The following is a 24,543-nucleotide window of genomic DNA, read 5'->3' on the forward strand; positions in this document are numbered from 1 at the left end:
CGGTCCGCCCCTGCCGGAGGGCGGGGGCGGGGTGGCCGGCCCGGGCCGGGGGACGCCCGGGCCGGCCGGTCAGAGGCGGCCGGCGAGCATGCCGTGCCAGTACACCGGCGGCAGGCCGTACCGCTTGAACAGCCACATCGAGCGGTGCTCCCCGAACGGGTCGAGCAGCGGGAAGGTGGGGGTGGGGTTCAGGTCGTAGTCGAACTCGGCGAGCATCATCCGATCGCGGGCCGTCACCAGCGGACAGGACGTGTAACCGTCGTACCGGTGCGAGGGGGAACGGCCGTTCATGACGTCGAGCAGGTTGCCGGCCACCACCGGGGCCTGCTTGCGCACCGCGGCGCCGGTCTTGGAGGTGGGCAGGTTCGCCACGTCGCCGAGCGCGAAGACGTTGTCGTAGGACGGGTGTTGCAGGGTGTGCTTGTCGGCGGCGACGAACCCCTGCGGGCTCGCCGGGTCGGCGAGCGGGCTCGTCCCGACCCAGTCGGGGGCGCTCTGCGGCGGCACGGCGTGCAGGAGGTCGTAGCCGACGGTCTCCTTCGCGCCGCTCGCGTGGTCGGTGAGGGTGACCTCGCGGGCGTCACCGTCGACGGCGGTCATCTCGGAGCGCAGCCGCACCTCGATGCCGTACCGGGCGGCCACCTTCTCCAGGGCCCGTGACCAGGCGGGCACCTTGAACATCGCCGGGTCGGGGAGGACCAGGACGATCCGGATGTCGTCGAGCACCTTCCGCCGGCGCCAGTGGTCGGCGGCCAGGTAGGCGATCTTCTGCGGGGCGCCGCCGCACTTCAGCGGGCTCGCCGGATGGGTGAAGACGGCCGTGCCGGAGCGCATGCCCCTGATCAGCTCCCAGGTGCGCGGGGCGTACTCGGGCGCGTAGTTGCTGCTCACCCGGTCGTGCCCCACGGCCTCGCCGAGGCCGGGGACGCCGCCCCAGTCCAACTGGAGACCCGGTGCCATCACCAGGTGTTCGTAGGTGAGTCCGGCGCCGTCGGACAGCGTCACCGTGCGGGTGCCGGGGTCGACGGCCAGGGCGCGGCGGCGGATCCACCGCACGCCGTCCGGGACGACCGACCCCTCGGGGCGTCGGCTGGCGCGCAGGGGCGCCTGGCCACCGCCGACCAGGGTCCACAGCGGCTGGTACCAGTGGGTGTCGGAGGGTTCGATCAGGGTGATGTCGCTGACGCCGGCGCGGCGCAGGCGGGCGGCGACGCTGATGCCGGCGCTGCCGCCGCCGATGACGACGACGCGGTGACGGCCGGAGATCGGGGTGTCGGTGGGGGAGGGTGTGGCGGCCAAAGCGGTGCTCCTTTCCGGCTGGCCGGTGTGCGGGGGCCGGGCGGGGTCAGGCGGCGGACTCGTCCGCCGCCCGTACGTCGACCACGAGCGTCCCGGCGGCCCAGGCGGCCGAGAACGCCTCCTGTGTCATTTCACGAGACATTTGGTTGCCTCCTCAATTACCCCCGGGGGTATCTCTGCTGCGAGGTTAAGACGGCCCGGGAGGGGCGTCAAATACCCGCGGGGGTATTTGTCCGAGAGGCAACCCGTGGCTCCGCGACGGCGTCGTGAACGAGCCACGGCCCGTCGGCCACGGCCCGTCGGCCACGGCCCGCCGGCCACGGCCCCGGCCGGCCGGAGGACCGGAGGGCCGTTCACGTTTCGCCGCCCGCTCCCGCGCCGCCGCACCCGCCCCGCGGCCGCGGCCCCGCCCCGGGGCCCGGCGGCCGCAATCTCAGAGTCCTCTGATCCGGGCCCGTTAGCGTCCGCCCCATGGTGCGCGACTACCTCATCATCGGGGCCGGACCGGCCGGACTTCAGCTCGCCGCTCTGCTGGAACGCGAGGGACGCGACTACGTCGTCCTGGAGCGCGGGAGCGGGCCCGGAACGTTCTTCACCCGCTTCCCCCGGCATCGACAGCTCATATCGATCAACAAGGTCAACACCGGTGGCACCGACCCGGAACTCGACCTCCGGATGGACTGGAACTCGCTGCTGGCCGACGATCCCGAACTGCGGTTCACCCGGTACAGCGAGCGCTACTTCCCGGCCGCCGACGACCTGGTGCGCTACCTGGGCGACTTCGCCCGGCGCAGCGGCGTCCGCGTCGAGTACGGCGTCCGGGCCGCCCGCATCTCCCGCGACGGCGACGGCTTCCTGGTGCGCGACGACACGGACCGGACCTGGAAGGCCCGGCGCCTCGTCGTCGCCACCGGCGTCTCCCTCCCCAACATCCCGGACATCCCCGGCATCGAAAGCGCCGAACGCTACGCCGACTTCGACACCGACCCAGCCTCCTTCACCAACCAGCGGGTGCTCGTCCTCGGCAAGGGGAACTCCGCGTTCGAGACCGCGGACTCCCTCATGGAGAAGGCCGCCGTCATCCACGTCGCCGGACCGCACTCGCTGAGAATGGCCTGGCAGACCCACTTCGTGGGCCATCTGCGCGCGGTGAACAACAACTTCCTCGACAGCTACCAGCTCAAGTCGCAGAACGCCGTCCTGGACGGCACCGTCGAGCGGATCGAACAACGGGCCGACGGCGGCTACCGGGTGGAGTTCCGGTACGCCCGGACCACCGAACGGCTCCGCGAACTCCACTACGACCGCATCGTGGTCTGCACCGGATTCCGCTTCGACGCCTCGCCCTTCGACGCAGGCTGCCGGCCGGACCTCGCCGTCGACGACCGGTTCCCCGCCCAGACCTCCGCCTACGAGTCGGTGAACGTCCCCGGCCTGTACTTCGCCGGCACGCTCACGCAGCAGCGCGACTTCAAACGGTTCACGAACGGCTTCATCCACGGCTTCCGCTACGGCACGCGCGCCCTGCACCGCATCCTCGGCGCCCGTCACCACGCGACGCCCTGGCCGGCCCGCACCCTGCCCGCCGCACCGGAGGCCGTCGCCGACGCCCTCGTGGAGCGCGTCAACCGCTCCTCCGGCCTGTGGCAGCAGTTCGGCTTCCTGGGCGACGTGGTCACCGTCCACGACGACCACGCCCTCTACCAGGAGGAGGTCCCGCTCGACTACGTCGCCGACGGCGGACTCGGTCCCGCCGCACACCGGTTCGTCGTCGACCTGGAGTACGGGCCCGACCACGACCAGGCCGACCCGTTCGACGTCACCGTGCCCCGCGTCCGCGAGAACGACCCCGAACACGCCATGGACTCCACCTACCTCCACCCCGTGGTGCGCCACTACCGCGACGGCGACCTCGCCGGCACCCACCACCTGGCGGAGAACCTGGAGAACGACTGGGACATCCCGGCCGTCCACCGGCAGCCGCTCGCCGCGTTCGTGAAGTCCTGCCTTGGCTGAGCAGTTCCCCGGCGCCGTCCTCGACCTCCTCGACGCGGCGGGCGACCGCCCCGTCTTCGAGCACGGCGACCGGGTCGTCACCGGATCCCGACTCCTCGCCCTGGTGCGGCGGGTGACGAACGGCCTGCGCGCCCGGGGCGTCCGCCCCGGAGACGGCGTCGCCCTGCTGCTCGGCGTCGGGCCCGAGGCGTTCGCCGCCGTCCTCGCCGCCCACGCCGCGGGCGCCCGCGTCGTCGGCGTACCACCGGGACTCACGGCACCCCAGCGGCGCCACCTGCTCGCCGGCACCGCCTTCCGCGTCACGGACCGTCCGGACGGCACGGCCGACGGCCCGCACGGCACCGTCCTCGCGCTGGACGGCCTGCTCGCCGCCGAGGACGACGGCGGCCGCCCCCGGATCTCGGCCCGCCCGCGGGACGTCGCCCGGCTCCTCCACACCAGCGGCAGCACCGGCGTCCCCAAGGCGTGCGCCCAGACCTACGCCGCGATGACCGCGGCCTGGGCGGCGCACCCCGACCGCTGGCCCCCCGCCATCCGCGAACTCGCCTCGCGCCTGGAGCGGTTCCTCGTCTTCGGCACCCTGGCCAGCCAGGTCATGATGGAGTACGGGCTGCTCGCCCTCGCCGCCGGCGGCACCCTCGTCACCGCGGACGCCCCGGCCTTCCCCGACAGCCTGGTGCGCCACCGGGCCACCGGCAGCGTCATCACCGTGGCCCGCCTGACGAAGCTCGTCGCGAGCGTCCGGGCCCGGCCCGTGGACCTCGGCGCGCTGCGCGCCCTGATGGTCTCCGGCTCACCCGTCGACGCCGGCCGGCTGCGCGAGGCCGCCGACGTGCTGGGACCCGTCGTCTTCCACGGATACGGCCAGACGGAGACCGGCATGATCTCCATGGCCACCCCGTACGACGAACCGGGCTCGCTGGGCGTCCCCCCGGTCGAACTGGAGGTGAGGGACGCCGACGGACGGCCCCTGCCACCCGGCACGGACGGCGAACTCTTCGTCCGCACCCCCGCCCAGGGATGCGGCTACTGGGGCGAACCCGCCCTGAGCGCCGAGGTGTTCACCGACGGCTGGGTCCGCACCCGCGACATCGGCCACCTCGACCGCGAGGGCCGGCTCCGGCTGACCGGGCGCGCCCGCGACGTGATCATCGTCAACGCCCACGTGCACTACGCCGGACCCGTCGAGCGGGTGCTCGCCACCCACCCGGCGGTGGCGGAGGCGTACGCCGTCGCCGTCCCCGACGACAGCACCGGCGAGGCCGTCCACGCCTTCGTGGTGCCCGCCCCGGGCCGGGTCCCCCGCCTCGGGGAACTGCGCGCCCTGGTGGCGGCCGAGCTGGGCGAGGCCACCGCCCCGACCCGGCTCACCCTGATCGACGAGGTGCCGCTCACCCCTGCCGGGAAGCCCGACAAACGGGCCCTGGCGGCCGGGGGTTAGCGCCCTCGTCGGCTTCGTCGCACCGGCTCGGCGGGGCCGGGGACGGCACCCCCCGCCGGGCGGGACGGGCCGCCGTCCCGGGCCCGCTCCCGCCGGTCGATCCACGTCAGCAGGGGTGTCGCCATCACGGTGGTGACGACGGCGACCACCACCAGCGCGCTGAACAGCGCCTGCGTCACGATGCCCGCCGCCAGGCCCAGGTTGAGCGCGATGAGCTGCATCAGCCCCCGCGCGTTCATCAGCGCCCCCACCCGCAGCGCCACCGCCCCCGGCTCCCCGGCCAGCCGCGCCGCGAGCCAGCACGCGCCGAACTTCCCCGCCACCGCCACCAGGACGCACCCCAGGGTGAGCAGCAGCACCGGCCCGGAGGACAGCAGCGCGAAGTCCGTGTTCAGCCCCGAGTAGGTGAAGAACAGCGGCAGGAACACCGTGCCCACCGGCTTCAGCGTCTCCACCGTGTGGTCCAGCCGCTCCGACCGCGGGAAGACCAGCCCGAGGCTGAACGCGCCGAACACCGCGTACAGCCCGATCTCGTCGGTGTACCAGGCCACCAGGAACAGCGCGCCGACCAGCACCGGCAGCAGGCTCTCCGGCGCCGCCCGCTCCGTGAGCCGCACGGTGCGGCCGTGCAGGCGCGTCACCACCGCCAGCACCACGACGAGCCCGAGGCCGCCGGCGACGGCCAGCGACACCAGCCCCGCGCTGCCCCCGGAGATGCTGAAGACCCCCGCGAGCAGCACCCACGCGACCGCGTCGTCCACGGCACCCGCTCCGAGCGCCAGCGACCCGAACCGGGTCTCCGTCAGGCCCCGTTCGGAGATGATGCGCGCGAGCATCGGAAACGCCGTCACCGCCAGCGTCACTCCCACGAACAGCGCCGACACCACCAGCGGCACCCCCGGCGCCAGGGTGCCGGTCCGCTCGCCGACGGCGGCGATCAGCGCCGACCCGAGCACCACCGGCACCAGCACCCCGGCCACGGAGACCAGCCCGGCCGGCCGGGCGACACCGCGCAGCCGGTCCACCCGGAAGTCCCAGCCGACGTGGAACATGAACGCGACGAGGCCGATCTGCCCCACCACGTACAGGACCGGCCGCAACTCCTGGGGAAAGAGGCCCGCTTCGACACCCGGGAGGAGGGCGCCCAGCACCGAGGGGCCCAGCACCACACCCGCGAGCATCTCCCCGACCACGGGCGGCTGCCCCACCCGTCGCAGCAGCGCCCCGACGAGCCGGCACACGGCCAGGATCACCACGACGGCGAGGAAGAACGCGGGGGCGAGTTCCGAGGGCGTCATGTGCTGTCTCCTGTGGAGTGGACGACGGGGCACCGGTCGGGCGGAAACCGTTCGAAGTACCGTGCGGCCGGTCGCTGACGGCGGGCGTGCAGCACCATCACCGTGCCGAGCACGAGCTGGCGCACGCCCCGGGTGACGTCCTCCACGCCGTCGCGCACCCGCAGGAAGCCCCGCAGCGGCGCCAGGCGCGACCCGGGTTCCAGCCCGCGCGGGATCAGCAGACACGGTGCGCGGTGCGGGATGGACCGGGTGTGCGAGACCGACGAGTCCAGACGGAAGCGGCGCAGTACCTCCCGCACGGCGGCACGCAGTACCAGCGGCGACAACCGCCACGCCGGGCACGGGCGGTTGGCCGCCACACCGAACGGGACGTGGTGGGCGTTCCTGGCGGACGGCGACGCCCAGCGGTCCGGATCGAAGACGTCCGGCCGCTCGTAGCCCGTGGCGTGGTAGTCCGGGTAGCTGAAGCACACCACCGAGCCGGCCGGCAGCGTGGTGCGGTCGTCGAGCGGGATCTTGTCCGTGGTGACGCGGTGCGCGATGCCGAACAGCGGATACAGCCGCATCGTCTCGTCGAGCACGTGCGTCAGGTACCGGTCGTCCCCCGGGTCGTCCGCGAGTCGCCGCTGCACCCGCGGGTGGCGGGCCAGGGCCAGCAGCAGGTGCGCGGTCGCCTCCGAGAGCTGCACGACGGCCGTGTTGAAGAACGTGCCCTGGAGGTAGAGGACCTGCTCCTCCGGCGACAGCGAGGCCGGCAGCCGGTGCGGCACGTCACCGGCCGCCAGCCGCTCGCGCAGGTAGGCCGTCAGCCGCGCCCTGCGCCGCGTATGGCGCAGCCCCGTGCACTTCAGGGCGCTGATCACGTCCTCGGCGTGCGCGGTGATCAGCTTCCGGGCGTGCGGCGGGCACGGCTCGCGGAACACCAGCCCGTAGCAGAAATCCGCCCAGGCGGGCATCACCAGGTCACGCAGCCGCACCAGGCTGATCCGGTCCGCGGGCAGCGCGTCCAGGACGCCGGCGACCGCGCGGCCGGCCGCCGCCGCCAGGTCCGCCGAGCCGCCGGCGAGGATGCGCCGGGTCGCCCGGGCCACGTCCTCGTAGCGCGGGCCGGGTTCCAGATGCTCCTGGTGCACCTCGGGCCCCGGCGCCAGCCAGTACCAGAACAGGTCGGACAGCCCCGCCCCGGCACTGCGGCCGTTCGCGGCCGGATGGGCGTACACCCGCTCGAACACCTCCGGCCCGTACGCCGCGTTGGGCAGCGTCACCGCCCGGTCGCCGTTCACCTTCTCGAAGATGCGCGCCCGCAGCGCCACCACACCGCGCGGCAGCCACCACGTGTCCGGTTTCCGTCCGCCGCTCACCGCGTCCTCCGTCCGCCGCTCACCGCGTCCTCCGTCCGCCGCTCACGGCGTACCGCCTCTCCGGACCACCATGTCCCGCGTCAGATCGGCGTTGCGGCGGCCCCCGCACAGCGCCAGCGTGTGGTCGTAGTCGTCGCGCAGCTCCGCGAGGACCCGCCGCACCCCCGCCTCGCCGTCGGCGGCCAGCCCCCACAGCACCGGACGGCCCACCCCGACCGCCGCCGCGCCCAGCGCGAGCGCGACGGCCACGTCCCCGCCCCGGCGCACCCCGCCGTCGAGCAGCACCGGCACCCGGCCGCCGACCGCCCCGGCGACCGCCGGCAGGCAGTCCACGGCGGCCGGCACGGTGTCGCACTGGCGTCCGCCGTGGTTGGAGACGACGAGCCCGGCCGCCCCGTGCGCGACGGCCAGCAGCGCGTCCGCCGGATGCAGGACCCCCTTCACCAGCACGGGCAGCGCCGTCACGGCCCGCAGCGCGTCGAAGTCCCGCCAGGACAGGGCCGGGGACATGGGGATGTCGGTGAGGCCACCCGGCGGGGCGCCGGGCAGGTCCCGCATGTTCTCGGCGGCGTAGCCGGGCGGCAGGTCCGTGAACCCGTTGCGCAGGTCCCGGGGGCGCCGGCCGAACACCGGCGCGTCGACGGTGACCACCAGCGCCGTGCAGCCCGCCTCCTCCGCCCGCCGCACCAGCGCCTCGGTGACCTCGCGGCGCGGGTGCAGGGAGAGCTGGAACCACACGGCCGCGCCGGCCGCCGCCTCCCGGGCCGCCGCGACCACCTCGCCGGCCGCGACGGTCGCGGCCGTGCCCGTCACCAGGACGGCGCCCTCCGCCGCCGCGGCCCGGGCCGTGGCCCGCTCGCCGTCCGGGTGCATCAGCCGGTGGAAGGCGGTCGGCGCGACCAGCACCGGACCCGCCCGGCGGGCGCCCGGCAGATCGACGGACGTGTCCCGCCGCTCGCTGCCGCGCAGCACCCGCGGCAGCAGCGCGTACCTGTCGAACGCACGCTCGTTGTCGGCCAGGACGCGCTCCTCGCCCGCGCCGCCCGCGGCATAGTCGTAGTGCACCGGGTCCAGGACCCGGCGGGCCCTCTCGTGCAGCGCGCGCAGCGTCACGGCGCCACCGGTGCGGCCGGGCCGCGCCGGGCGGCGAGGAACGCGCGCAGCGGGGCCCGGTGCACGTCCTCGCTGTCCCACTCGTTCTCCAGGTTCTCCGCCAGGTGGTGCTCGGCGACGTCCTCCCCGTCGCGGTACCAGCGCAGCACCGGATGCAGATAGCGGCCGTCCAGCCCCGACGCGTCCCGCTGCGAGGGGCGGCCCGCCGACACGTCGAACGGGTCCACCTTGTCGTGGTCGGCCCCGTACTCCAGGGTGATCACCGCGTGGGCGGCCACCTCCCCGAAGTCACCGGCGCGCACCGCCCCCGGCACGTGCCCGACCGGGACCTCCTCTGCGTAGCGCATCGTGCCGTCCGGGGCGAGCAGCAGCAGGTCGCCGAGGACACCGAACTGCTGCCACAGCGCGGAGGACCGGTTGACCCGCTCGACGATCCGGCCGACGGCCGTCTCGGTGTCCCCGCCCAGCTCCGCCACCGGCCAGGGCTCGCCGTGGTGGCGCCGGCGCAGCTCCCGGTACAGGGCGCGGACCGAGTAGCGGAAGCCGTGCACGAAACCGGTGGTGGACTTCTTGAAGTCGCGGCCCTGCGTCAGCGTCCCGGCGAAGTACAGCTCCGGCACGTTCACCGACTCGCCGACGGCGGTCACGGCGGGGAACCGGCCGTCGACCACCGTCTCGGGCGCGCAACCGCCGTCGAACACCGACGCGTCGAAACGGAACCCGGTCGCCACGATCACCCGGTCGTAGCGCAGGTCCTTCACCACCTCGTCGGCCCGTTCGAAGGCCACCGGCACGCGGAAGCCGTCCCCGTCCCGCCGGATCTCCAGCACCCGCCCGTCCAGCAGGGCGTTCTGGGACTTGAGCTGGTAGCTGTCCAGGAAGTTGTTGTTCACCGCCCGCAGATGACCCACGTAGTGCGACTGCCAGGCCAGGCGCAGCGAACCGGAGCCGACCAGGTGGATGACGGCCGCGGTCTCCATCAGGGCGTCGGCCGTCTCGAAGGCGGAGTTGCCCCGCCCGATCACCAGCACCCGCAGGCCGGTGAAGGCCTCCGGGTCGGGGTCGAACGTGTCGTAGCGTTCGGCCAGTTCGATGCCGGGAATCCGCGGCAGGTTCGGCAGCGGCACCCCGGTGGCCACCACCACGCGCCGCGCCCGCCAGGTCCCCCCGGCGGCGTCGGTCACGGTGAACCCGCCGGCGTCGCGGGAGACCCGCTCCACGGCGGTGTCGTACCGCACCCGGACGCCGGTGCGTTCCGCGAAGTCCGCCAGATAGCGGACCATGTCGTCGGCCGCCGGGAAGTAGCGTCGGCTGTACCGGGTGAACAGCAGCTCGGGATCGTCGCTCAGCAGGGAGTTCCAGTCCATCCGCAGCCGCAGCTCCGGATCCTCGTATCCGGTGTGCACCTTGTTGATCGAGATGAGTGTGCGGTGCCGGGGGAACCGTGTGAAGAACGTGCCCGGACCGCTGCCGCGCTCCAGAACCACGTAATCCGCACCGTCGCGCTCCAGGGAGGCGGCGAGCTGAAGCCCCGCCGGCCCCGCTCCGATGATCAGGTAGTCGTGCGCCATGGCCCGGAAGCTATCCAGCGGATTTCAGAGCGCTCTGAGATTCCCCGCCTACCGTCGCGGACGTGCTGACCACCACGGACACCGTCTCGCTCACCGGACCCCTCGATCCCGCCGTCCTGCGCCGCGCGGCCGAGCCGCTGACCGTCACCGTGGACGACGCGGCCCGCGCCCGGCTGGACCGCGGGCGCCGCCTCTTCCGCGCCCTGCGCGACGGCGACGGCGGCACCGGGGGACGGCCGATCTACGGCGCCACCACCGGCTTCGGCGCCCTCGTCGGCTTCGCCGGGCGGGCCGACGAGGCCGACCAGTGCGACAACACCCTCGCCCACCTCGGCGCCGGCCAGGGACCCGACCTGCCGCACGGCATCGTCCGCGCCGCCCTGCTGGTGCGCACCCGGTCCCTGGCCCAGGGCCTGTCCGGGGTGTCCGCCGAGGTCGTCGAACGGCTGGCGGAGATGTTCGCCACGACGTTCTCGCCCGCCGTGCCGCGCTACGGCTCCGTCGGCGCCAGCGGCGACCTCATCCCGCTCGCCTACGCAGCCCAGGCACTCCGCGGCCGGGGGCACGCCTACGTGGACGGACACCGCGTGCCCGCCGCCGAGGCGCTCACCGCCACCGGACTGCGCCCCCTCGCCCTGGACGGCCGCGACGCCCTCGCCCTCGTCAATGGCACCTCCGTCACCACCGCGGCCCTGGCCCTGGCCCACGACGCCGTCCGCGCCGCCCACCGCGCGCTCGCCGCCCTGACCTGCCTGCTGGCCGACCTGCTCGGCTGCGACCCCGGCTTCCTCGACGCCGACCTGCTGGACGCCTACGGCCACCCCGGCGCGGCCGACACCGGCGCCCGCATGCGGCGCCACCTGGCCGGCACCGTGCCGTCCGGCGGACGCCCGCTGCAGGAGCCGTACAGCATCCGCTGCTCCCCGCAGTTGCTCGGCGCCGCAGAGGACGCGCTGCGGTACGTCGACGCGGTGGTCGCCGCGGACCTGGCCGGGGTCAGCGACAACCCGCTGTTCTTCCCCGGAGCGGAAGACGCCGTGGACCCGGACGCGGACCCGGGGGAGGGGAGGGCGGTGCACGGCGGGAACTTCTTCGGGCAGCCCGCGGCGTTCGCCGCCGACCTGCTCGCCTCCGTCACCGCGCAGCTCGGCAACCTCGCCGAACGCCAGCTCGACCTGCTGGTGGACCCGGCCCGCAACGGCGGCCTCCCTCCCATGCTCGCCACCGAACCCGGCGCCCAGCACGGCCTCCAGGGCGTGCAACTGGCGACCACCGCCTTCGTCGCGGAGATCCGCCGCTGCGCGACCCCCGCCGCCATGCAGAGCCTGCCGACGAACCTCCACAACCAGGACATCGTCCCGTTCGGCACCCAGGCCGCCCTGCGCGCCCACGACATGGCCGAACTGCTCGGCCTGCTGTGCGGCTCCCTCGCCCTCGGCCTGCGCCAGGCCGTCCACGTCGGCGCCAGGCGGCCCACCGCGTCCCGGTGCGCCGCCCTCCTCGACGCCCTCAGCGCCGCGATCGACCCGGTCGACCCGGACCGGCCGCTGGACGCGGACGTCCGGGCAGCGGCACGGGTGCTCGCCACCCACGCCATGTCCTGACCGCGCGCTCCGCGACCGCCGGGGGCGACGACGCGCTCTGCGGCAGCCGGAGGGTGAACCGCGCGCCGCGCCCCGGCCGGCCCGCCGCCACGACCGTGCCGCCGTGGCTCGTGACGACCTCCCGCAGCAGGGCCAGCCCCAGCCCGTACCGGCCGCCGCCGCCCCGGTGGAACCGACGGAACAGCCGCTCGGCCTCACCGGCGTCGAAGCCGGCCCCGGTGTCCGTGACCGCCAGCACCACCGTCGTGCCCGAACGGGACAGCGCCACCTCGATCCGGCCGCCCGGCGGGGTGTGGGCGATGGCGTTGGCCAGCAGTTCCCCGACCGCCCGGCGCAGGGCGGACGCGACCCCGTCGACCCACAGCGGATGCGGCGGCCCGGTCACGCGGACGGTCAGCCCGCGTTCCCGGACGCGTTCCGCCTCCTCCGCGGCCGCCGAACGGGCCAGGGCCACCAGATCCACCCGCCGCCGCGCCGCCCGCCGTGCCGGCCCCGCCGCGAGGACCGCGGACGACAGCAGATCGTCCAGCACCTCGCCGAGCCGGCCGAGGGAGGCGACCAGCAGGGCCAGACCGTCCCGGTGCGCCACCGGCAGCCCTTCGGCCGCCGCCCGGCGCGCCAGCACCTGCGCCCGCGTGTGCACGCGGGTGATCGGCGTGCGCAGCTCGTGGCTGGCGTCCGCGACGAACCGCCGCTGCCGGGCCAGTGCCTCGGCCAGCGGCGCCACCGCCCGGCGCCCGAGGACCCCGCCGGTGACGGCCGCGGCGGCCAGCCCCACCGCCTCGGCCACGCCCAGCGCGAACCACAGGTTGTCGCGGTCGGCGAGCTGGAAACGCAGGTCGAGCACGGCCTGCACCACGTCGCCGTCGTCCCGGACCTGCGTCCGCACCAGATAGGCGGTGCCCTCGCGCCGCACCGTGTGCTCGACCGGCGTGCGGGTCAGCCGCACCCGGTCCAGATCGGCACGCAGCGGGAACCCGGCCGGCGCGTTCGGCAACGTTGTCGCACCCGGCCCGTACAGCCACATGCATCCGGGAGGGCGTGACAGGTCGCCGTGCGCCGCGCCGTAGCGCACTTCACGGCGCACCCGGTCGTCCTGCGCCTGCGTCATCAGGGTGTACGCGACCCCGCTGACGAGGGTGATCAGCAGGGTGATGATGGCACCGGTGGTCCAGGCGATCCGCCGCCGGGCCCGGCGCACCGCCCCCTCCCCGGCCTGCTCCGGCTCCCTCACAACGCCCCCAGCCGGTAGCCGAGTCCGCGGACCGTGCGCACCGCCCCGCGGCCGAGCTTGCGGCGCAGGTAGTACACGTAGGTGTCGACGATGGACGGCGCGTGCGCCTCCTCGAAGACGATCCGGCGCAGTTCCGCCCGCGAGTACACCGCGTCGGGGCGGGTGGCCAGCGCCCACAGCAGCGCGAACTCCCGTGCGGCCAGGGCGATCCGCTCGCCGTCCGCCAGCACCACCTCCCGGCGTCCGACGTGCAGATGGCCGGAGCCGATCCGCAGCACATCGGTCGCGTCCAGCGAGCGGCGGCACAACGCCCGCAGACGGGCGGTGAGTTCGTCCAGGTCGAAGGGTTTGACCAGATAGTCGTCGGCGCCGGCGTCCAGACCGTCCACCCGGTCGTGCACGCTGCCCATCCCGGTCAGCAGCAGCACCGGCGAACGCACCGGACGGGACCGCAGCCGGCGCAGCAGGTCGAGGCCGTCCAGCACCGGCAGCCGCCGGTCGATGACGAGCACGTCGTACCTGCGGGTGAGACCGAGGTGCAGGCCCCGCTGCCCGTCGGCCGCGACGTCCACCGCGTACCCCTCGTCCCGCAGCACCCCGGTGAGCAGCTCGACCAGCTCCCGGTCGTCCTCGACCAGCAGCAGCCGCCAGGGATCCCGCGTGTGCTCCTGAGCCACTGTGCCCTCCCTCGCCGCAGTCTCGCCAGTCAACGCCTGTGTGACGTACGTGAGTTCCGGGCCCGAGTCCCTGGGGAGAAGAGTGCCGCCGCGGCGGCCGCCGACCGACGGGATCACGCCACCGCACATCCGTCCGCAAACCCCCGCAAGGCGGACCCACCTGGGGAAACGAGCGGCACGGCCCGCACCGCGGGCCACCTCTTCTGCGACGAGAACGCCTGGGGCGAGGGCGAGGGTGCGGGTGCGGGTGCGGAAACAGGAACGGTCCGGGTCAGCGGGTGTTGCTCCAGCCGCCTGCGCCGGCGGAGTACGCGTCGAGCAGGTCCACCACGAAGACCAGGGTCGAGCCCGCCGGGATCAGCGGCGAGGGAGACCGGTCGCCGTAGCCGAGACGCGGGGGAACGACGATCTCGCGCCGGCCGCCGACCTTCATCCCCTTCAGCCCCCGGTCCCAGCCCTTGATGACCCTGCCGCCGCCCAGGGCGAACTTGAAGGGCTGGTCACGGTCCCAGGAGGAGTCGAACTCCTTCCCGGTCTCGAAGGTCACCCCGACGTAGTGGACCCTGACCACCGTGCCCGGTCTCACCTCGGCCCCGTCCCCGACGACCAGGTCCCGGACGGTCAGCTCGGCGGGCGCGGCACCCGCCGGGACGTCGACCTCGGGCTTCGTCGGTCCACTCATCGCCGTTCCGTCTCTCTCCGTCGCAGACCCTCGTGCGGGCCGACCCGGCCCATGGACACTGCCGTGCGGCAGAGGATCACGTTAACGCGCGTGCCGGTTTCCGGAACGCACCGGATCAGTGACCGCGCACGGCGGTCCGCCGCACGACCGGCGCACGAGCCCCCGCGCACCCGGCCGGGACGTGACCGTCGCGCCGGGGGAGACCCGCACCCTCGTGGTGCCGACGATCCGAGGGTCACGTCGCTGTCATCCGCCCGCCCCCCGACCGGCCGCCTCGTGCACGGTGTCGGACACGCGTACCGCGGTGACCTTGTACTCGGGGCAGGACGTGACGGTGTCGGCGTGCTCGGAGGTGAGGCGGTTCACGCCGCTCGCGGGAAAGTGGAAGGAACCGAACACCTGCCCGGGCGAGGTCTGTTCGCTGACGCGGGCGATGAGCCGGGCCCGGCCGTGCCGACTCTCCACGGTGAGCTGTGCGCCGTCGCGCACGCCGTACCGGGCGGCGTCGTCGGGGTGGAGGTCGAGGTGGTCGACGGGATCGAGTGCGAGGTTGCCACCACGACGGGTCATGCTGCCCGAGTTGTAGTGCGCCCAGCGCCGCCCGGTGACCAGAAGCAGCGGGTAGTCGTCGTCGGGCTGCTCGCCGGGCGGGAGGTAGGGCGCCGCGCAGAGGTGGGCCCGCCCGTCCGGTGTGGCGAACCGCTCCTCGTACAGTTTGGCCTCCCCCGGGCGCCCGGGGTCAGGGCACGGCCACGGCACGGCGCCCTCCCGGTCCAGCCGTTCATGGGAGAGACCGGTGAAGACGGGCGCGACCCGCCCGCATTCGGCCAGGGCGTGGGCCGGAGTGGGGCAGCCCAGGTCGGCCCCCAGCGCGGCGGCGAGGGCGTGGACGATGGCGAAGTCGCTCCGTGCCTCACCCGGCGCGGGCACGGCGGGGCGGACCCGCTGGAACCGTCGGTCGAAGTTGACGAAGGTGCCGTCCTTCTCCAGCCAGGACGTGGCCGGCAGGACGACGTCGGCATGGCGGGCGGTCTCGGACAGGAAGAGTTCGTTGCACACCACGAGCGGGCACGCCCGAAGAGCTTCGGTCACCCGGTCGCTGTCGGGGTCGGTCGCGCAGACGTCCTCGCCGATGACCCACAGCGCCCCCAGCTCCCCGGCTCGCGCGGCGGCGAACATGTCCGGGATCCGCAGGCCCGGGCGCTCCGGGATCCGTACACCCCAGACCGCTTCGGCCCTGGACCGTGCGCCGGGGTCGGTCACCTTCCCGTAGCCGGGCAGCAGGTCGGGCAGCGCGCCCATGTCCGAGGCGCCCTGGACGTTGTTCTGGCCGCGCAGCGGGTTGACACCGTACCCGCGGTCGGTGCCGACGGCGCCGCGCAGGATCGCCAGGTTGGCCAGCGAGCGCACACCGTCGGTGCCGTGCAGGTGTTCGGTGACGCCGAGGCCGTAGACGACGGCCGGCCGCTCGGCCCCGCCGTACAGCCGCGCGGCGGCGAACAGGTCCGCGGCGGGTACCCCGGTGATCTCCGCGACCCGGTCGGGCGGGTAGTCCTCCAGCAGCCCGGTGAGTTCCGGCAGACCGGTGGCCCGCTCGCGCAGGAACTCCTCGTCGGCCAGTCCTTCGGTGAGCAGGACGTGCGCGAGCCCGTGGAAGAGCGCCACGTTGGTGCCGGGCCGGGGCCGCAGATGCACGTCGGCGTGCAGGGCGAGTCCCACCGCGCGGGGGTCGGCGACGATCAGCCCGGCCCCGTGCAGCACGCGCCGCAGCAGCCGCGCTCCGACCACCGGGTGGGCCTCGACGGGGTTGGCGCCGACCACGAGCAGACAGTCGGACCGTTCCACGTCGTCGAAGCTGTCCGTGCCGCCGGAGAGACCGAAGGAGGCGGTGAGGCCGGCGGCGGAGGGGGAGTGGCACAGGCGGGAGCAGTTGTCGACGTTGTTGGTGCCGATGACGGTCCGCATGAACTTCTGGACGAGGTAGTTCTCCTCGTTGGTGGCGCGGGCCGAGGAGATCGCTGCCACGGCGTCCGCGCCGCCGTCCGCGACGGCCGTGCGCAATCCCCGGGCGACGTGCCCGAGCGCTTCCTCCCAGCTCACCGGCTCCAGGCGGCCGTCGCGCCGCAGCAGGGGCCGGACGATTCTTTCGGGAGAGGTGAGATACCCGTGCGCGAAGCGCCCTTTGACGCAGGCGTGCCCCCGGTTGACCGGCCCGTCCCGGGCGGGGAGGACCGCCGTGACCTCGCCGCCGGAGGTGACGACGTCCAGGGCGCAGCCGACACCGCAGTATCCGCACGTCGTACGCGTCGCGGCCGGCCGGTGGGCGGAGGTGAGCCCGCGCCCCGGTCCCGGTTCGGTGATCGCGCCGGTGGGGCAGGTGTCCACGCATCCGCCGCAGGCCACGCAGTCCGACTCGGCCCAGGGCCCGCCGTTTCCGGGAGCGACCACGGTGTCGGCGCCCCGGCCGGTCAGGGTCAGGGCGAAGGTGCCCTGCACCTCGGCGCACATGCGCACGCACCGCCCGCAGGCGATGCAGAGGTCCCGGTCCAGGTGGACGTAAGGGTGGGAGTCGTCCCCGCCGCGGCCCCCGGCGGCCCGTGCCGTGTCGGGACCGATACCCGACGACCGGCAGACGTCGGCCAGTTCGCTGGGGTTGTCCCCCGCGAGAGCGCGGGGCGGCAAGGCGGAGACGATGAGCTTCGTCGCGTCCCGGCGCAGTTGCCGGAGATCGTCCGCGGCGGCCTCGACACGGGCCCCTGACGCGGCCGGTGTCACGCAGGCCGCCACGATCGAACCGTCGGCCCGTACGAGACAGGTACGGCATGATCCGGCCGGGCTGAGCCGGTCGTCGGAGCAGAGTGCGGGCAGCTCGACACCGGCCGCCCGTACCGCGGCGAGCAGCGCGGCTCCCTCGGGAACGGTGACGCCCGTACCGTCGACTGCGACTTCGATCTCGCTTCCGGTCATGACTCCCATCCCGGCGGTCGCCCTCCGTAGGCGCGGGCGAGGCTGCGCACCGCGGGCGGGATACGCCGCCCGAAGGCGCACAGGCTGGCCTCGGCCAGAACACGCCCGAGTCGTTCCCACTCAGGGCCGGGCGGGATGTCCGCGGACGCCAGTTCCAGGCCACGACGCGAGCCCACGCGGCACGGGGAACAGGCACCACAGCTCTCCGCCGCCGCGAACTCCCAGACGTGCCGCAGCGCCTCCTGCGGGGTCACCCGCCCGTCGAAGGCGACCAGCCCCGCATGGCCGAGCGCCGCGCCCCGCGACGCGAGGCCGGCGGTGGTCAGCGGTACATCCAGCGCGTCCGGGCCGAGGAAACCGCCCAGCGGTCCGCCGACCTGCAACGCGGTGAGCCCGGTGCCGTCCTTCAGACCGCCGCCCAGCTCGGTGACGATCCGCAGCAACGGGGTGCCCAGCTCGACCTCGTACGCCCCCGGCCGGGCGAACCGCTCCGACAGGCAGACCAGCTTCGTCCCGGTCTCGTCGAGGGTCCCCCGCCGCGCGTACGCCGCTCCGCCCCGCGAGACGATCCAAGGGACGGAGGCGAGGGTCTCGACGTTGTTCACCACCGTCGGCGCGCCCCACAGACCACTCCGGGTGGGGTAGGGCGGACGCGGCCGGGCACAGCCCCGGTCCCCCTCCAGGCTCGCGATCAGGGCGGTCTCCTCGCCCGCGACGTAGGATCCGGCGCCCTGCACCACCTCGATGTCCAGGGTCGTGTCCGTGCCGTGCACGGACGGGCCGAAGTGCCCGTCGTCGTACGCCTGCCCGACCGCCTCCCGCAGCCGCGCCAGGGCAAGCGGATACTCCGAGCGCACCAGGACCACACCCCGGCCCGCCCCGCACGCGAAGCACGCCAGGGCCAGGCCCTCCAGCACCCGCTCCGGCTCCGCCTCCATCAACAGCCGGTCGGCGTAGGAGCCGGGGTCCCCCTCGTCCCCGTTGGCCAGGACGACGGTGCCGGGAGCCCGGTCGGCCGCCTCCCACTTCGAGGCCACCCGGAATCCCGCGCCACCGCGTCCGCGCAGCCCGGACGCGGCCACCTCCAGCCGGACCTCCTCCGGAGTGCCGGCCGTGACCACCTGCGGCCACACCTGCCACGCGGGCTCCCCGGCGACCACCCCTCCCAGCAGTACGGGGTCACCGGTGTCGTCGGCCGCCGGGATCGCCGGTGCCCGCGGGGGCTCGCGTCCGGCGAGCTGCCCGGCCAGCGCCGGGCCGGCGCGGGGTGTGTCACCGTCGAGCGCGGCAGGACCCGCGTAGCAGTACCCCAGACAGCGGACGGCCTGCAGGGAGGTCTCGCCGTCCGGTGAGACCGTGCCCACGGTGACGCCCAGCTCGTGCTCGACCTCCGTGAGGTGCCGTCCGGCCTGTGCGGCGAAGCACGCCGTCGCCGCACAGACGCGGACATGACGGCGGCCGTGCGGTGCGGCGAGGTCCGCGTAATATCCGGCCGGTCCGAGCGCGGCGGCAGCGGGAAGGCCCATGCCGACGGCGACGGACGGAGCCCAGGTTTCCGGGCTGTCCGCCGTTCCCGCGCCGGCCTCTGCCAGCGATTCGAGCAGTCGGCGCCCTGGCCGGCCGCGCCGGTCGGCCAGGGCCCGAAACGCGTCGAAACGGTCCGCGGGGCCCACGGGAAGCATGACCTCATCGTGTGGCCGGTGGGCAGGGACCGCAAATCCGGGCGACGGTGCCGTCCGGTTCCCCCCCGGACCACACCAGCCCCACCCCCACCCCCAGCCCCGCGAGCTGCGGAATCAGGACGAAACGATCCCACCGGTCGTTCGCGGTGTTCGCCGTACCTATCCAGTACCTGAGCGGCGAGCGTCGTCCAGGACGTCACGCAGTGCCCAGTAGGCGGGTTTCACCTCGTACGCCGCGTCCCAGGGAAGAGCGTTTCCCGGACTCGGGGGATAGTGCCGCAGGTCAGCCGTGGAGCCGTACCTGTCGGTGAAACCCCAGGTCGAGAACGAGGTGCAGTTGGGTTCTTCGCCGCAGACTGCGAGTTTCCCCGCCAACTGGCGGGCCTGGATGTCCTCTTCGCCCTCGTCGACGAGGACGTCCGCCTCCGAGACCCGGGCCTTCAGGCCGAGTTCGGCCAGAGCCCGGACCTTGCGTCGGAAGACCTCGGGGTCGGTACGGTCGCCGACGTCGTATTCGTGGTCCTGGAAACCGACGCCATCGATCGGAACGCCCCGCTCCTTCAACCGGATCAGCAGCGCGTAGAGGGCGTCCCAGCGTGGACCGTCCTCCTCCACCCCGTACTCGTTGAGGTACAGCACCGCGTGCGGGTCGGCCTCGCGGGCAGCGTGGAAGGCGATGTCGATGTACTGCTCACCCATCGCTTCGAACCACAACTGCGGCCGCACGCCCCGGTTGCCGTTGGAGTAGTCCTCGTCCTCGTCGGACATGGGCTCGTTCACCACGTCCCATTCCGCCACCTTGCCCCGGAAGTGGCCCGCCACCGCGCGTATGTGCTCCACCATGACGCGCCTGCGTTGCCCGTGCGTCATCTCGGCGCGCATCCATGCGGGCAGGGCTTCGAACCAGACGAGCGTGTGGGCGTGCACCTTCATCCTGTTGGCCTCGGCGAAGTCCACCAAGGTGTCGCCTTCCGCGAACGCGAACACGCCGCGTCGAGGCTGGACGAACTGCGGCTTGAAGTCGTTCTCCGGCGTCAGCATGGAGAACTCCTCACCCGCCGTCCGGCGGTAGGCGCTGTCCGTCAGCAAGGGGCCCGCGGCCAGGGCGGTTCCCATACGGATCGGGCGGGGGAGAACCGCCGCCAGATCACGCATCGCATCGCTGGACCGGGGCACTCGCAGGCCAGGCGCGTCCACGACGGACATCCGGCCCCGTCCCAGTGACCGCGCGTGGAGATCGCTGAGGGTCCAGCCCTTCCCGCGGGCTCCCGCGTCCGCGCCGAACCAGATGCGGCCACTGCCGAAGACGTCCCGCGCGGGAACGGTTCCCACGACCCTGCCGTCGGCCTCCAGCACAAGCCTGTTCGCGCGGACTTCGACGGCGAGGCGGACTTCGAGCCCCAGGCCGCTCCCGAAGGTCCGGGTCATCGCAGGTCCGTCGGAGTCCCCGTCCCAGCGGTCGATCCGGAGCCTCCCGCCGACCACGCCGATGCGCACGCCGCGCCGTTCGTGGCGCCATTCGTCGTAGATGACCGGCGTCTCACCGTACAGATGCAGGTAGGCACCCGTGTCGTCCGTGCGCCGCAGGCCGGCTTCGATCCGGACATCCCCCCGGAACACCAGGTGGGGACCGCGCAGGTTCACCGGTGGGTTCGGCTGTCCGCCGGTACCGTCCTGGCGTGTGATGCGCCGGTCGAGGGGGGTGACCCGTACCCCCGCGTGCGTGGGCTTCCCGCCGGCGAAGTGAGCCCAGTCCCTGCCGTTCAGGAGGTCCTCCACGGGTCCCCCCGCGGGCGCGGAGGTGCCGGCACGGTCCCCCGAGACACCAGCGGCCAAGGCACACACCACCGCGATGACAGCGCTCTTCCGAAACCGCATGAACAGCAGCACTCCGTATCCTCAGCCCGTCTTCCGACGGCATCGCCGCCCTCGGTCACACCGTCGCCGAGCACCGTCCTCCCCAGCTGCGGGAAGAACGGTGCGCAACCGATCGCGCCGCCCCGCTGTGACTGATCGCCATTGTTCCAGGTGCGAGTGAGGGACCGTCGGCCGAGGACCGTTCGGGAACGACGGCCGGAGGGCGGTCGGTACGGCCGGCGCCCGCACCCGTACACGATTCGGTTCCGGGGCGCTCTCGGCGACCGACGCGGAAGAGGGCGGGTGGTACGACATGCGGTGCGACGCGATCGCGTGCCTGGCCTGGGGCTGTGCCCTACGCCATTGGCAACGGAAGTCCGCCGGGAACTCGTTCTGCAGACGGTCCTCCGGTGACGCGAAGCAGTTGGCGGCCCCGGCGGCGGAGGACGACGGATTCCTCCACGGGCCGAGATGCGGACGATTCCATCGAAGTGCCCGCTCCAAGGTGTGTGAGGGCCTCGGACGGATCGGGCAGCGGCGAGGTGGGCAGGGGGGAGGGAGCAGGCGTCATGGAGCGCTCCTTGCCGTGCCGCCGGGGCTTCGGGCACGGCAAGGAGCGTCTGCCGGGGAGCTACCGCCGCTCCGGACCGGTCCGGTCGCGCGGTGTCCTTCGGGTCAGGTGCCGCAGGCGTGTCCGTCGAGGGTGAAGGCGGCCGGCGCGGGGCCGTCCTGGGCGCGGCTGCCGTTGAAGCCGATGGTGGTGGAGGCGCCCGCTGCGAGTTTCGCGTTCCAGCTCAGGTTCTGCGCGGTGACCGTCGTGCCCTGCTGCCTCCACTGCGCGGACCAGCCCTGGTCGACGCGCTGTCCACCCGCGAAGTCCCAGCTCAGCTGCCAGCCGTCGATCGGCTTGTCACCGGTGTTGGTGATCTTCACGTTGGCCGTGAAGCCGCCGGGCCACTGGTTGGCCACGGTGTAGTCGACCCTGCACTGCTGTGCGAGGTCTGCCGCTGTGCGCACGGTGACGCCGGGCGAGGCCGGTGAGACGTTGCCTGCCGCGTCCCGGGCCTTGACGGTGAAGGTGTACGCGGTGTCGGGCCGCAGGGAGATGACGGTGTGTGAGGTGCCGGTGGTGCCGGCGACCTTGACGGGGGTGTCGCCGTCGAGCCGGTACACGTCGTAACCGGTGACGCCGGTGTCGTCGGTGGCGGCCGGCCAGGTGAGGGTGACGGCGTCGGCCGTGATGCCCGAGGCGGTGGGCTTGCCCGGTGCGGTGGGTGCCTCGGTGTCCTCGCCGCCGCTTCCGCCGGCGGGCAGGACGAGGTGGGTGACGGAGTCGGCGGGGAAGTCGGCCGTGAACGCGCCGGCCGTGACGGCCTGGTCGTTCTCGCGGACGATGCCGTCCAGGTGCCCGGCGCCGTAGCGGTGGACCTCGGCCGTGCCGGTGCCCGCGCCCTTGATCCTGACGGGGCTCGTGAGGTCGGTTCCGCTCTTGTTGACCACCACCACGGTCAGGGCGCCGTCGGAGGCGCGCCGGGCCGCGTAGACGGCGAGCTTGCCCTGGTCCTCGCTGACCGCGGGGAGGGAGGTCTCTCCGAACGCGCCGCCCTCGCCGTCGTAGTTGCGGTAGATGCGGAAGGCGTGCGCGACAGGTTCGTCGCTCTTGGGCGCGGTCCACAGGGAGGCCATGTCCATGCCCTCACGGCCGAAGATGCCCAGGACGTCGGCCTGGGCCAGGGCGCCGTTGATGTGCCCGTGGGCGCCCCAGCTGTACTCGGTCATGGCGAGCTTGGTGCCGGGGTAGTGGTCGTCGACCAGCTTGCGCATCCGGGGGATCATCTGGACCGGGCGGTCGATCCAGCTCTCGTCGACGTAGGTGGGGTCCCACAGCTGCCGCGTGGAGCGCAGGCGGCGTTCCTGGGTGGCGGCGTCGCCGGCCTCCTGGCCGTGCACTCCCGTCTGCTGCGGGTACAGGTGGATGTCGAAGTAGTCCAGGATGCGGGTGCCGTGCTCCCTCTCGTAGGCGCGCATCTGGTCCAGGTACCACGGGCCGAGGTCCTGTCCGCCGTGCGCGGCCCGGTCGGGCGGGTCGCTCCAGCAGCCCGTCCGGCCGCAGACGTCCTGGTCGAGTCCCGAGTAGAAGATGGAGTTCAGTCCCCAGCCGACCGGTCCCAGTGTCTTGGCGCCGGGATCGGCCGCCTTGACGGCGGCCGCGTACCGGTAGGTGAGATCGCGCAGTTCGTCGTACCCCAGCCCCTCGCGGCGGACGTCGCGGTGCGTGGAGTGCCACAGGTCGGGCTCGTTGTCCAGGTTGTAGAACCGCACTCCGTCACCGGCCGCGCCGCCGTAGCGGCTCTTGAGGTGGTTGATCCAGTCGGTGACGTACTGCGGACCGATCTCGACGCTGGTGTCGGCGGGGTCGTTGCCGGTGATGGGGGTGCCGTCCGGCTTCCTGCCGTTGCCGCAGTCCGGCGCCCAGGGGTCGGTGGACTGCTGCGGCCCGTACTTCTGCACGCTGAAGGCGCATGACCTGGACCGGTCCTTGGCGACCTGGCCGAGCAGGGGGACGGTCAGGATCGTCTGGGTGCCCGTCGCCCGGTTCTGCTCGACGAAGCGGTCCGTCTCCGACCCGTTCGGCAGACTGCCGGGGTCGGGGTTGTCGTTGGGGATGTTCTCGAAGTACCAGTCCGAGGCGCGGTTGGTGGTGTCGTTGCGGAAGTTGTAGCGGGTGGTGTGGTTGCCGCCCCAGCGGTGGACCGGCAGGCGCAGGTCGGCCGCCAGGGCCTTGTCGGCGAAGTTCATGCCGTAGACGTACGGGCTGATGGCATGCCCGGCCGCGGTCGCGTCGACGGTCAGGGCCGGCCCGACCGCGGCGGCCGCCGTCGCGGGCAGGGAGACGCCGGTCGCGATGACGCCGGCGATCGCGACCGGTACTAAGGCGGTTCTGAGGCGCATCAGGTTCCTCTCGCTTCTCTCCGTAAACATGGGAGCGCTCCCACTGGCGAACGTCCATCGAACTGTCACGGCCCTGTCACTTACTGTCAAGGGATCTCGCAACCGCTTTCTAAAAGGTGGGACCTGCTCCTGCGGAGGCCCGCCGGAGGAACTCCTGCGCCGACGTGGGGACTTCGTCTCCCGCGCCACCCGCACCGCCCGCACCCGCACCGCCCGCACCCGCACCGGCCCGCCCGCGCCACCTGCCCGCCTGCGCGGCCTCGACGGGGTGCGCCGGTGACGGGGAGGCGGGTGCCGGCGGAACCACGGGGAGAGAGCGGGGCGCCGGACTTTCACGAGGATCCGGGCGGACGCACCGATGAGTTCTTCCGCTACACCCTGACCCGCACCCTGGACGCGCCCGTGGAGCAGGTGTGGCGTGCGTGGACCCCTCCCGAGCGGTACGCCCGGTGGGCGGGCGCCGCGGCCGGTTCCGTCGAGATGGACGTGCGGCCGGGCGGAGCGTGGAAGGCCACGGTGCTCACCCCTGACGGCGGGCGGTTCCCGCTGACCGGTTCCTACCTCGAGCTCACCGAGAACCGGCGCCTGGTGGTCGGCATGGACGTGCCCGGCAGGCCCGAGCCCGCCACCATGGCCGTGGACCTCGACGAGCAGGACGGCCGACGCACGCGGATCGTGCTCCACCAGAGCTGCGACACCGCCGCGGAACGCGACATGGCCGAACAGGGCAGCACCATGCTCCTCGACGGCCTCAGCGCCTTCCTCACCGCGCAGGCGGGCAGTTGAACG

At 73.7% G+C, this 24,543-nt stretch carries 16 protein-coding genes; 4 read left to right on the forward strand and 12 right to left on the reverse strand.

Going from position 1 to position 24,543, the window contains the following annotated elements; translation table 11 throughout:
• Positions 1–69 precede the first annotated feature (69 nt).
• Positions 70–1,299, reverse strand: coding sequence for an FAD-dependent oxidoreductase (locus tag ACF09K_RS25720; RefSeq protein WP_392247087.1), 1,230 nt, complete (start codon positions 1,297–1,299; stop codon positions 70–72).
• 471 nt (positions 1,300–1,770) lie between these two features.
• Here ACF09K_RS25720 and ACF09K_RS25725 point away from each other — a divergent pair, with 471 nt between their 5' ends.
• Both ACF09K_RS25725 and ACF09K_RS25730 read left to right on the forward strand, forming a co-directional pair.
• A complete protein-coding gene (locus ACF09K_RS25725) occupies positions 1,771–3,315 on the forward strand; it encodes an NAD(P)-binding domain-containing protein (protein ID WP_392247089.1) in 1,545 nt (514 codons plus the stop codon).
• Complete coding sequence (locus tag ACF09K_RS25730; protein WP_392247090.1) at positions 3,308–4,756, forward strand: class I adenylate-forming enzyme family protein; 1,449 nt, start codon at positions 3,308–3,310, stop codon at positions 4,754–4,756. The genes ACF09K_RS25725 and ACF09K_RS25730 overlap by 8 nt, the downstream gene beginning before the upstream one ends.
• On the opposite strand, the gene ACF09K_RS25735 is transcribed toward ACF09K_RS25730, so the two are convergent.
• The 4 genes from ACF09K_RS25735 to ACF09K_RS25750 are packed head-to-tail and all read right to left on the reverse strand — an operon-like array spanning position 4,753 to position 10,099.
• Positions 4,753–6,054, reverse strand: a complete 1,302-nt coding sequence (locus ACF09K_RS25735) for a cation:proton antiporter (RefSeq protein ID WP_392247092.1) — start codon at positions 6,052–6,054, stop codon at positions 4,753–4,755. The two genes, ACF09K_RS25730 and ACF09K_RS25735, sit on opposite strands and share 4 nt — an antisense overlap.
• Positions 6,051–7,415, reverse strand: coding sequence for a cytochrome P450 (locus tag ACF09K_RS25740; RefSeq protein ID WP_392247094.1), 1,365 nt, complete (start codon positions 7,413–7,415; stop codon positions 6,051–6,053). The genes ACF09K_RS25735 and ACF09K_RS25740 overlap by 4 nt, the downstream gene beginning before the upstream one ends.
• Positions 7,416–7,457: 42 nt before the next feature.
• Positions 7,458–8,528, reverse strand: coding sequence for an alpha-hydroxy acid oxidase (locus tag ACF09K_RS25745; protein WP_392247096.1), 1,071 nt, complete (start codon positions 8,526–8,528; stop codon positions 7,458–7,460).
• A complete protein-coding gene (locus ACF09K_RS25750; protein WP_392247098.1) occupies positions 8,525–10,099 on the reverse strand; it encodes an NAD(P)-binding domain-containing protein in 1,575 nt (524 codons plus the stop codon). Before ACF09K_RS25750 ends, ACF09K_RS25745 begins: the two co-directional genes overlap by 4 nt.
• Before the next feature lie 62 nt (positions 10,100–10,161).
• On the opposite strand from ACF09K_RS25750, the gene ACF09K_RS25755 reads away from it, so the two are divergent.
• A complete protein-coding gene (locus ACF09K_RS25755) occupies positions 10,162–11,703 on the forward strand; it encodes an aromatic amino acid ammonia-lyase (RefSeq protein ID WP_392247100.1) in 1,542 nt (513 codons plus the stop codon).
• Here ACF09K_RS25755 and ACF09K_RS25760 read toward each other — a convergent pair.
• The 7 genes from ACF09K_RS25760 to ACF09K_RS25790 form a co-directional block, all read right to left on the reverse strand.
• Positions 11,609–12,937, reverse strand: a complete 1,329-nt coding sequence (locus tag ACF09K_RS25760) for a sensor histidine kinase (RefSeq protein ID WP_392247102.1) — start codon at positions 12,935–12,937, stop codon at positions 11,609–11,611. The two genes, ACF09K_RS25755 and ACF09K_RS25760, sit on opposite strands and share 95 nt — an antisense overlap.
• Complete coding sequence (locus ACF09K_RS25765) at positions 12,934–13,614, reverse strand: response regulator transcription factor (protein ID WP_392247104.1); 681 nt, start codon at positions 13,612–13,614, stop codon at positions 12,934–12,936. Before ACF09K_RS25765 ends, ACF09K_RS25760 begins: the two co-directional genes overlap by 4 nt.
• Before the next feature lie 271 nt (positions 13,615–13,885).
• Positions 13,886–14,296 (reverse strand): FKBP-type peptidyl-prolyl cis-trans isomerase, encoded by a 411-nt coding sequence (locus tag ACF09K_RS25770; RefSeq protein ID WP_392247106.1) that lies wholly within the window; start codon positions 14,294–14,296, stop codon positions 13,886–13,888.
• Positions 14,297–14,542: 246 nt separating this feature from the next.
• Positions 14,543–17,263, reverse strand: a complete 2,721-nt coding sequence (gene fdhF, locus ACF09K_RS25775) for a formate dehydrogenase subunit alpha (RefSeq protein ID WP_392247108.1) — start codon at positions 17,261–17,263, stop codon at positions 14,543–14,545.
• Positions 17,260–18,945: an NAD(P)H-dependent oxidoreductase subunit E gene (locus tag ACF09K_RS25780; RefSeq protein WP_392247110.1), complete on the reverse strand. Its 1,686-nt coding sequence runs from the start codon at positions 18,943–18,945 to the stop codon at positions 17,260–17,262. Before ACF09K_RS25780 ends, fdhF begins: the two co-directional genes overlap by 4 nt.
• A 159-nt stretch (positions 18,946–19,104) precedes the next feature.
• Complete coding sequence (locus ACF09K_RS25785) at positions 19,105–20,724, reverse strand: endo-1,4-beta-xylanase (RefSeq protein WP_392247112.1); 1,620 nt, start codon at positions 20,722–20,724, stop codon at positions 19,105–19,107.
• Positions 20,725–21,477: 753 nt separating this feature from the next.
• Entirely contained in the window at positions 21,478–23,754 is a 2,277-nt protein-coding gene (locus ACF09K_RS25790) for a glycoside hydrolase family 44 protein (protein ID WP_392247114.1), read from the reverse strand.
• A gap of 378 nt (positions 23,755–24,132) precedes the next feature.
• Here ACF09K_RS25790 and ACF09K_RS25795 point away from each other — a divergent pair, with 378 nt between their 5' ends.
• Positions 24,133–24,540, forward strand: coding sequence for an SRPBCC domain-containing protein (locus ACF09K_RS25795; protein ID WP_392247162.1), 408 nt, complete (start codon positions 24,133–24,135; stop codon positions 24,538–24,540).
• Positions 24,541–24,543 lie beyond the last annotated feature (3 nt).

The sequence above is a fragment of the Streptomyces sp. NPDC014882 genome (genome assembly GCF_043081325.1).
GTDB lineage: Bacteria > Actinomycetota > Actinomycetes > Streptomycetales > Streptomycetaceae > Streptomyces.

Excerpts from the sequence above, each read along its gene's own strand:
- ACF09K_RS25750 (WP_392247098.1), bottom strand. The coding sequence starts at position 10,099 with ATGGCGCACGACTACCTGATCATCGGAGCGGGGCCGGCGGGGCTTCAG.
- ACF09K_RS25770 (WP_392247106.1), bottom strand. The coding sequence starts at position 14,296 with ATGAGTGGACCGACGAAGCCCGAGGTCGACGTCCCGGCGGGTGCCGCG.
- ACF09K_RS25735 (WP_392247092.1), bottom strand. The coding sequence starts at position 6,054 with ATGACGCCCTCGGAACTCGCCCCCGCGTTCTTCCTCGCCGTCGTGGTG.
- fdhF (WP_392247108.1), bottom strand. The coding sequence starts at position 17,263 with ATGACCGGAAGCGAGATCGAAGTCGCAGTCGACGGTACGGGCGTCACC.
- ACF09K_RS25780 (WP_392247110.1), bottom strand. The coding sequence starts at position 18,945 with ATGCTTCCCGTGGGCCCCGCGGACCGTTTCGACGCGTTTCGGGCCCTG.
- ACF09K_RS25790 (WP_392247114.1), bottom strand. The coding sequence starts at position 23,754 with ATGCGCCTCAGAACCGCCTTAGTACCGGTCGCGATCGCCGGCGTCATC.
- ACF09K_RS25725 (WP_392247089.1), top strand. The coding sequence starts at position 1,771 with ATGGTGCGCGACTACCTCATCATCGGGGCCGGACCGGCCGGACTTCAG.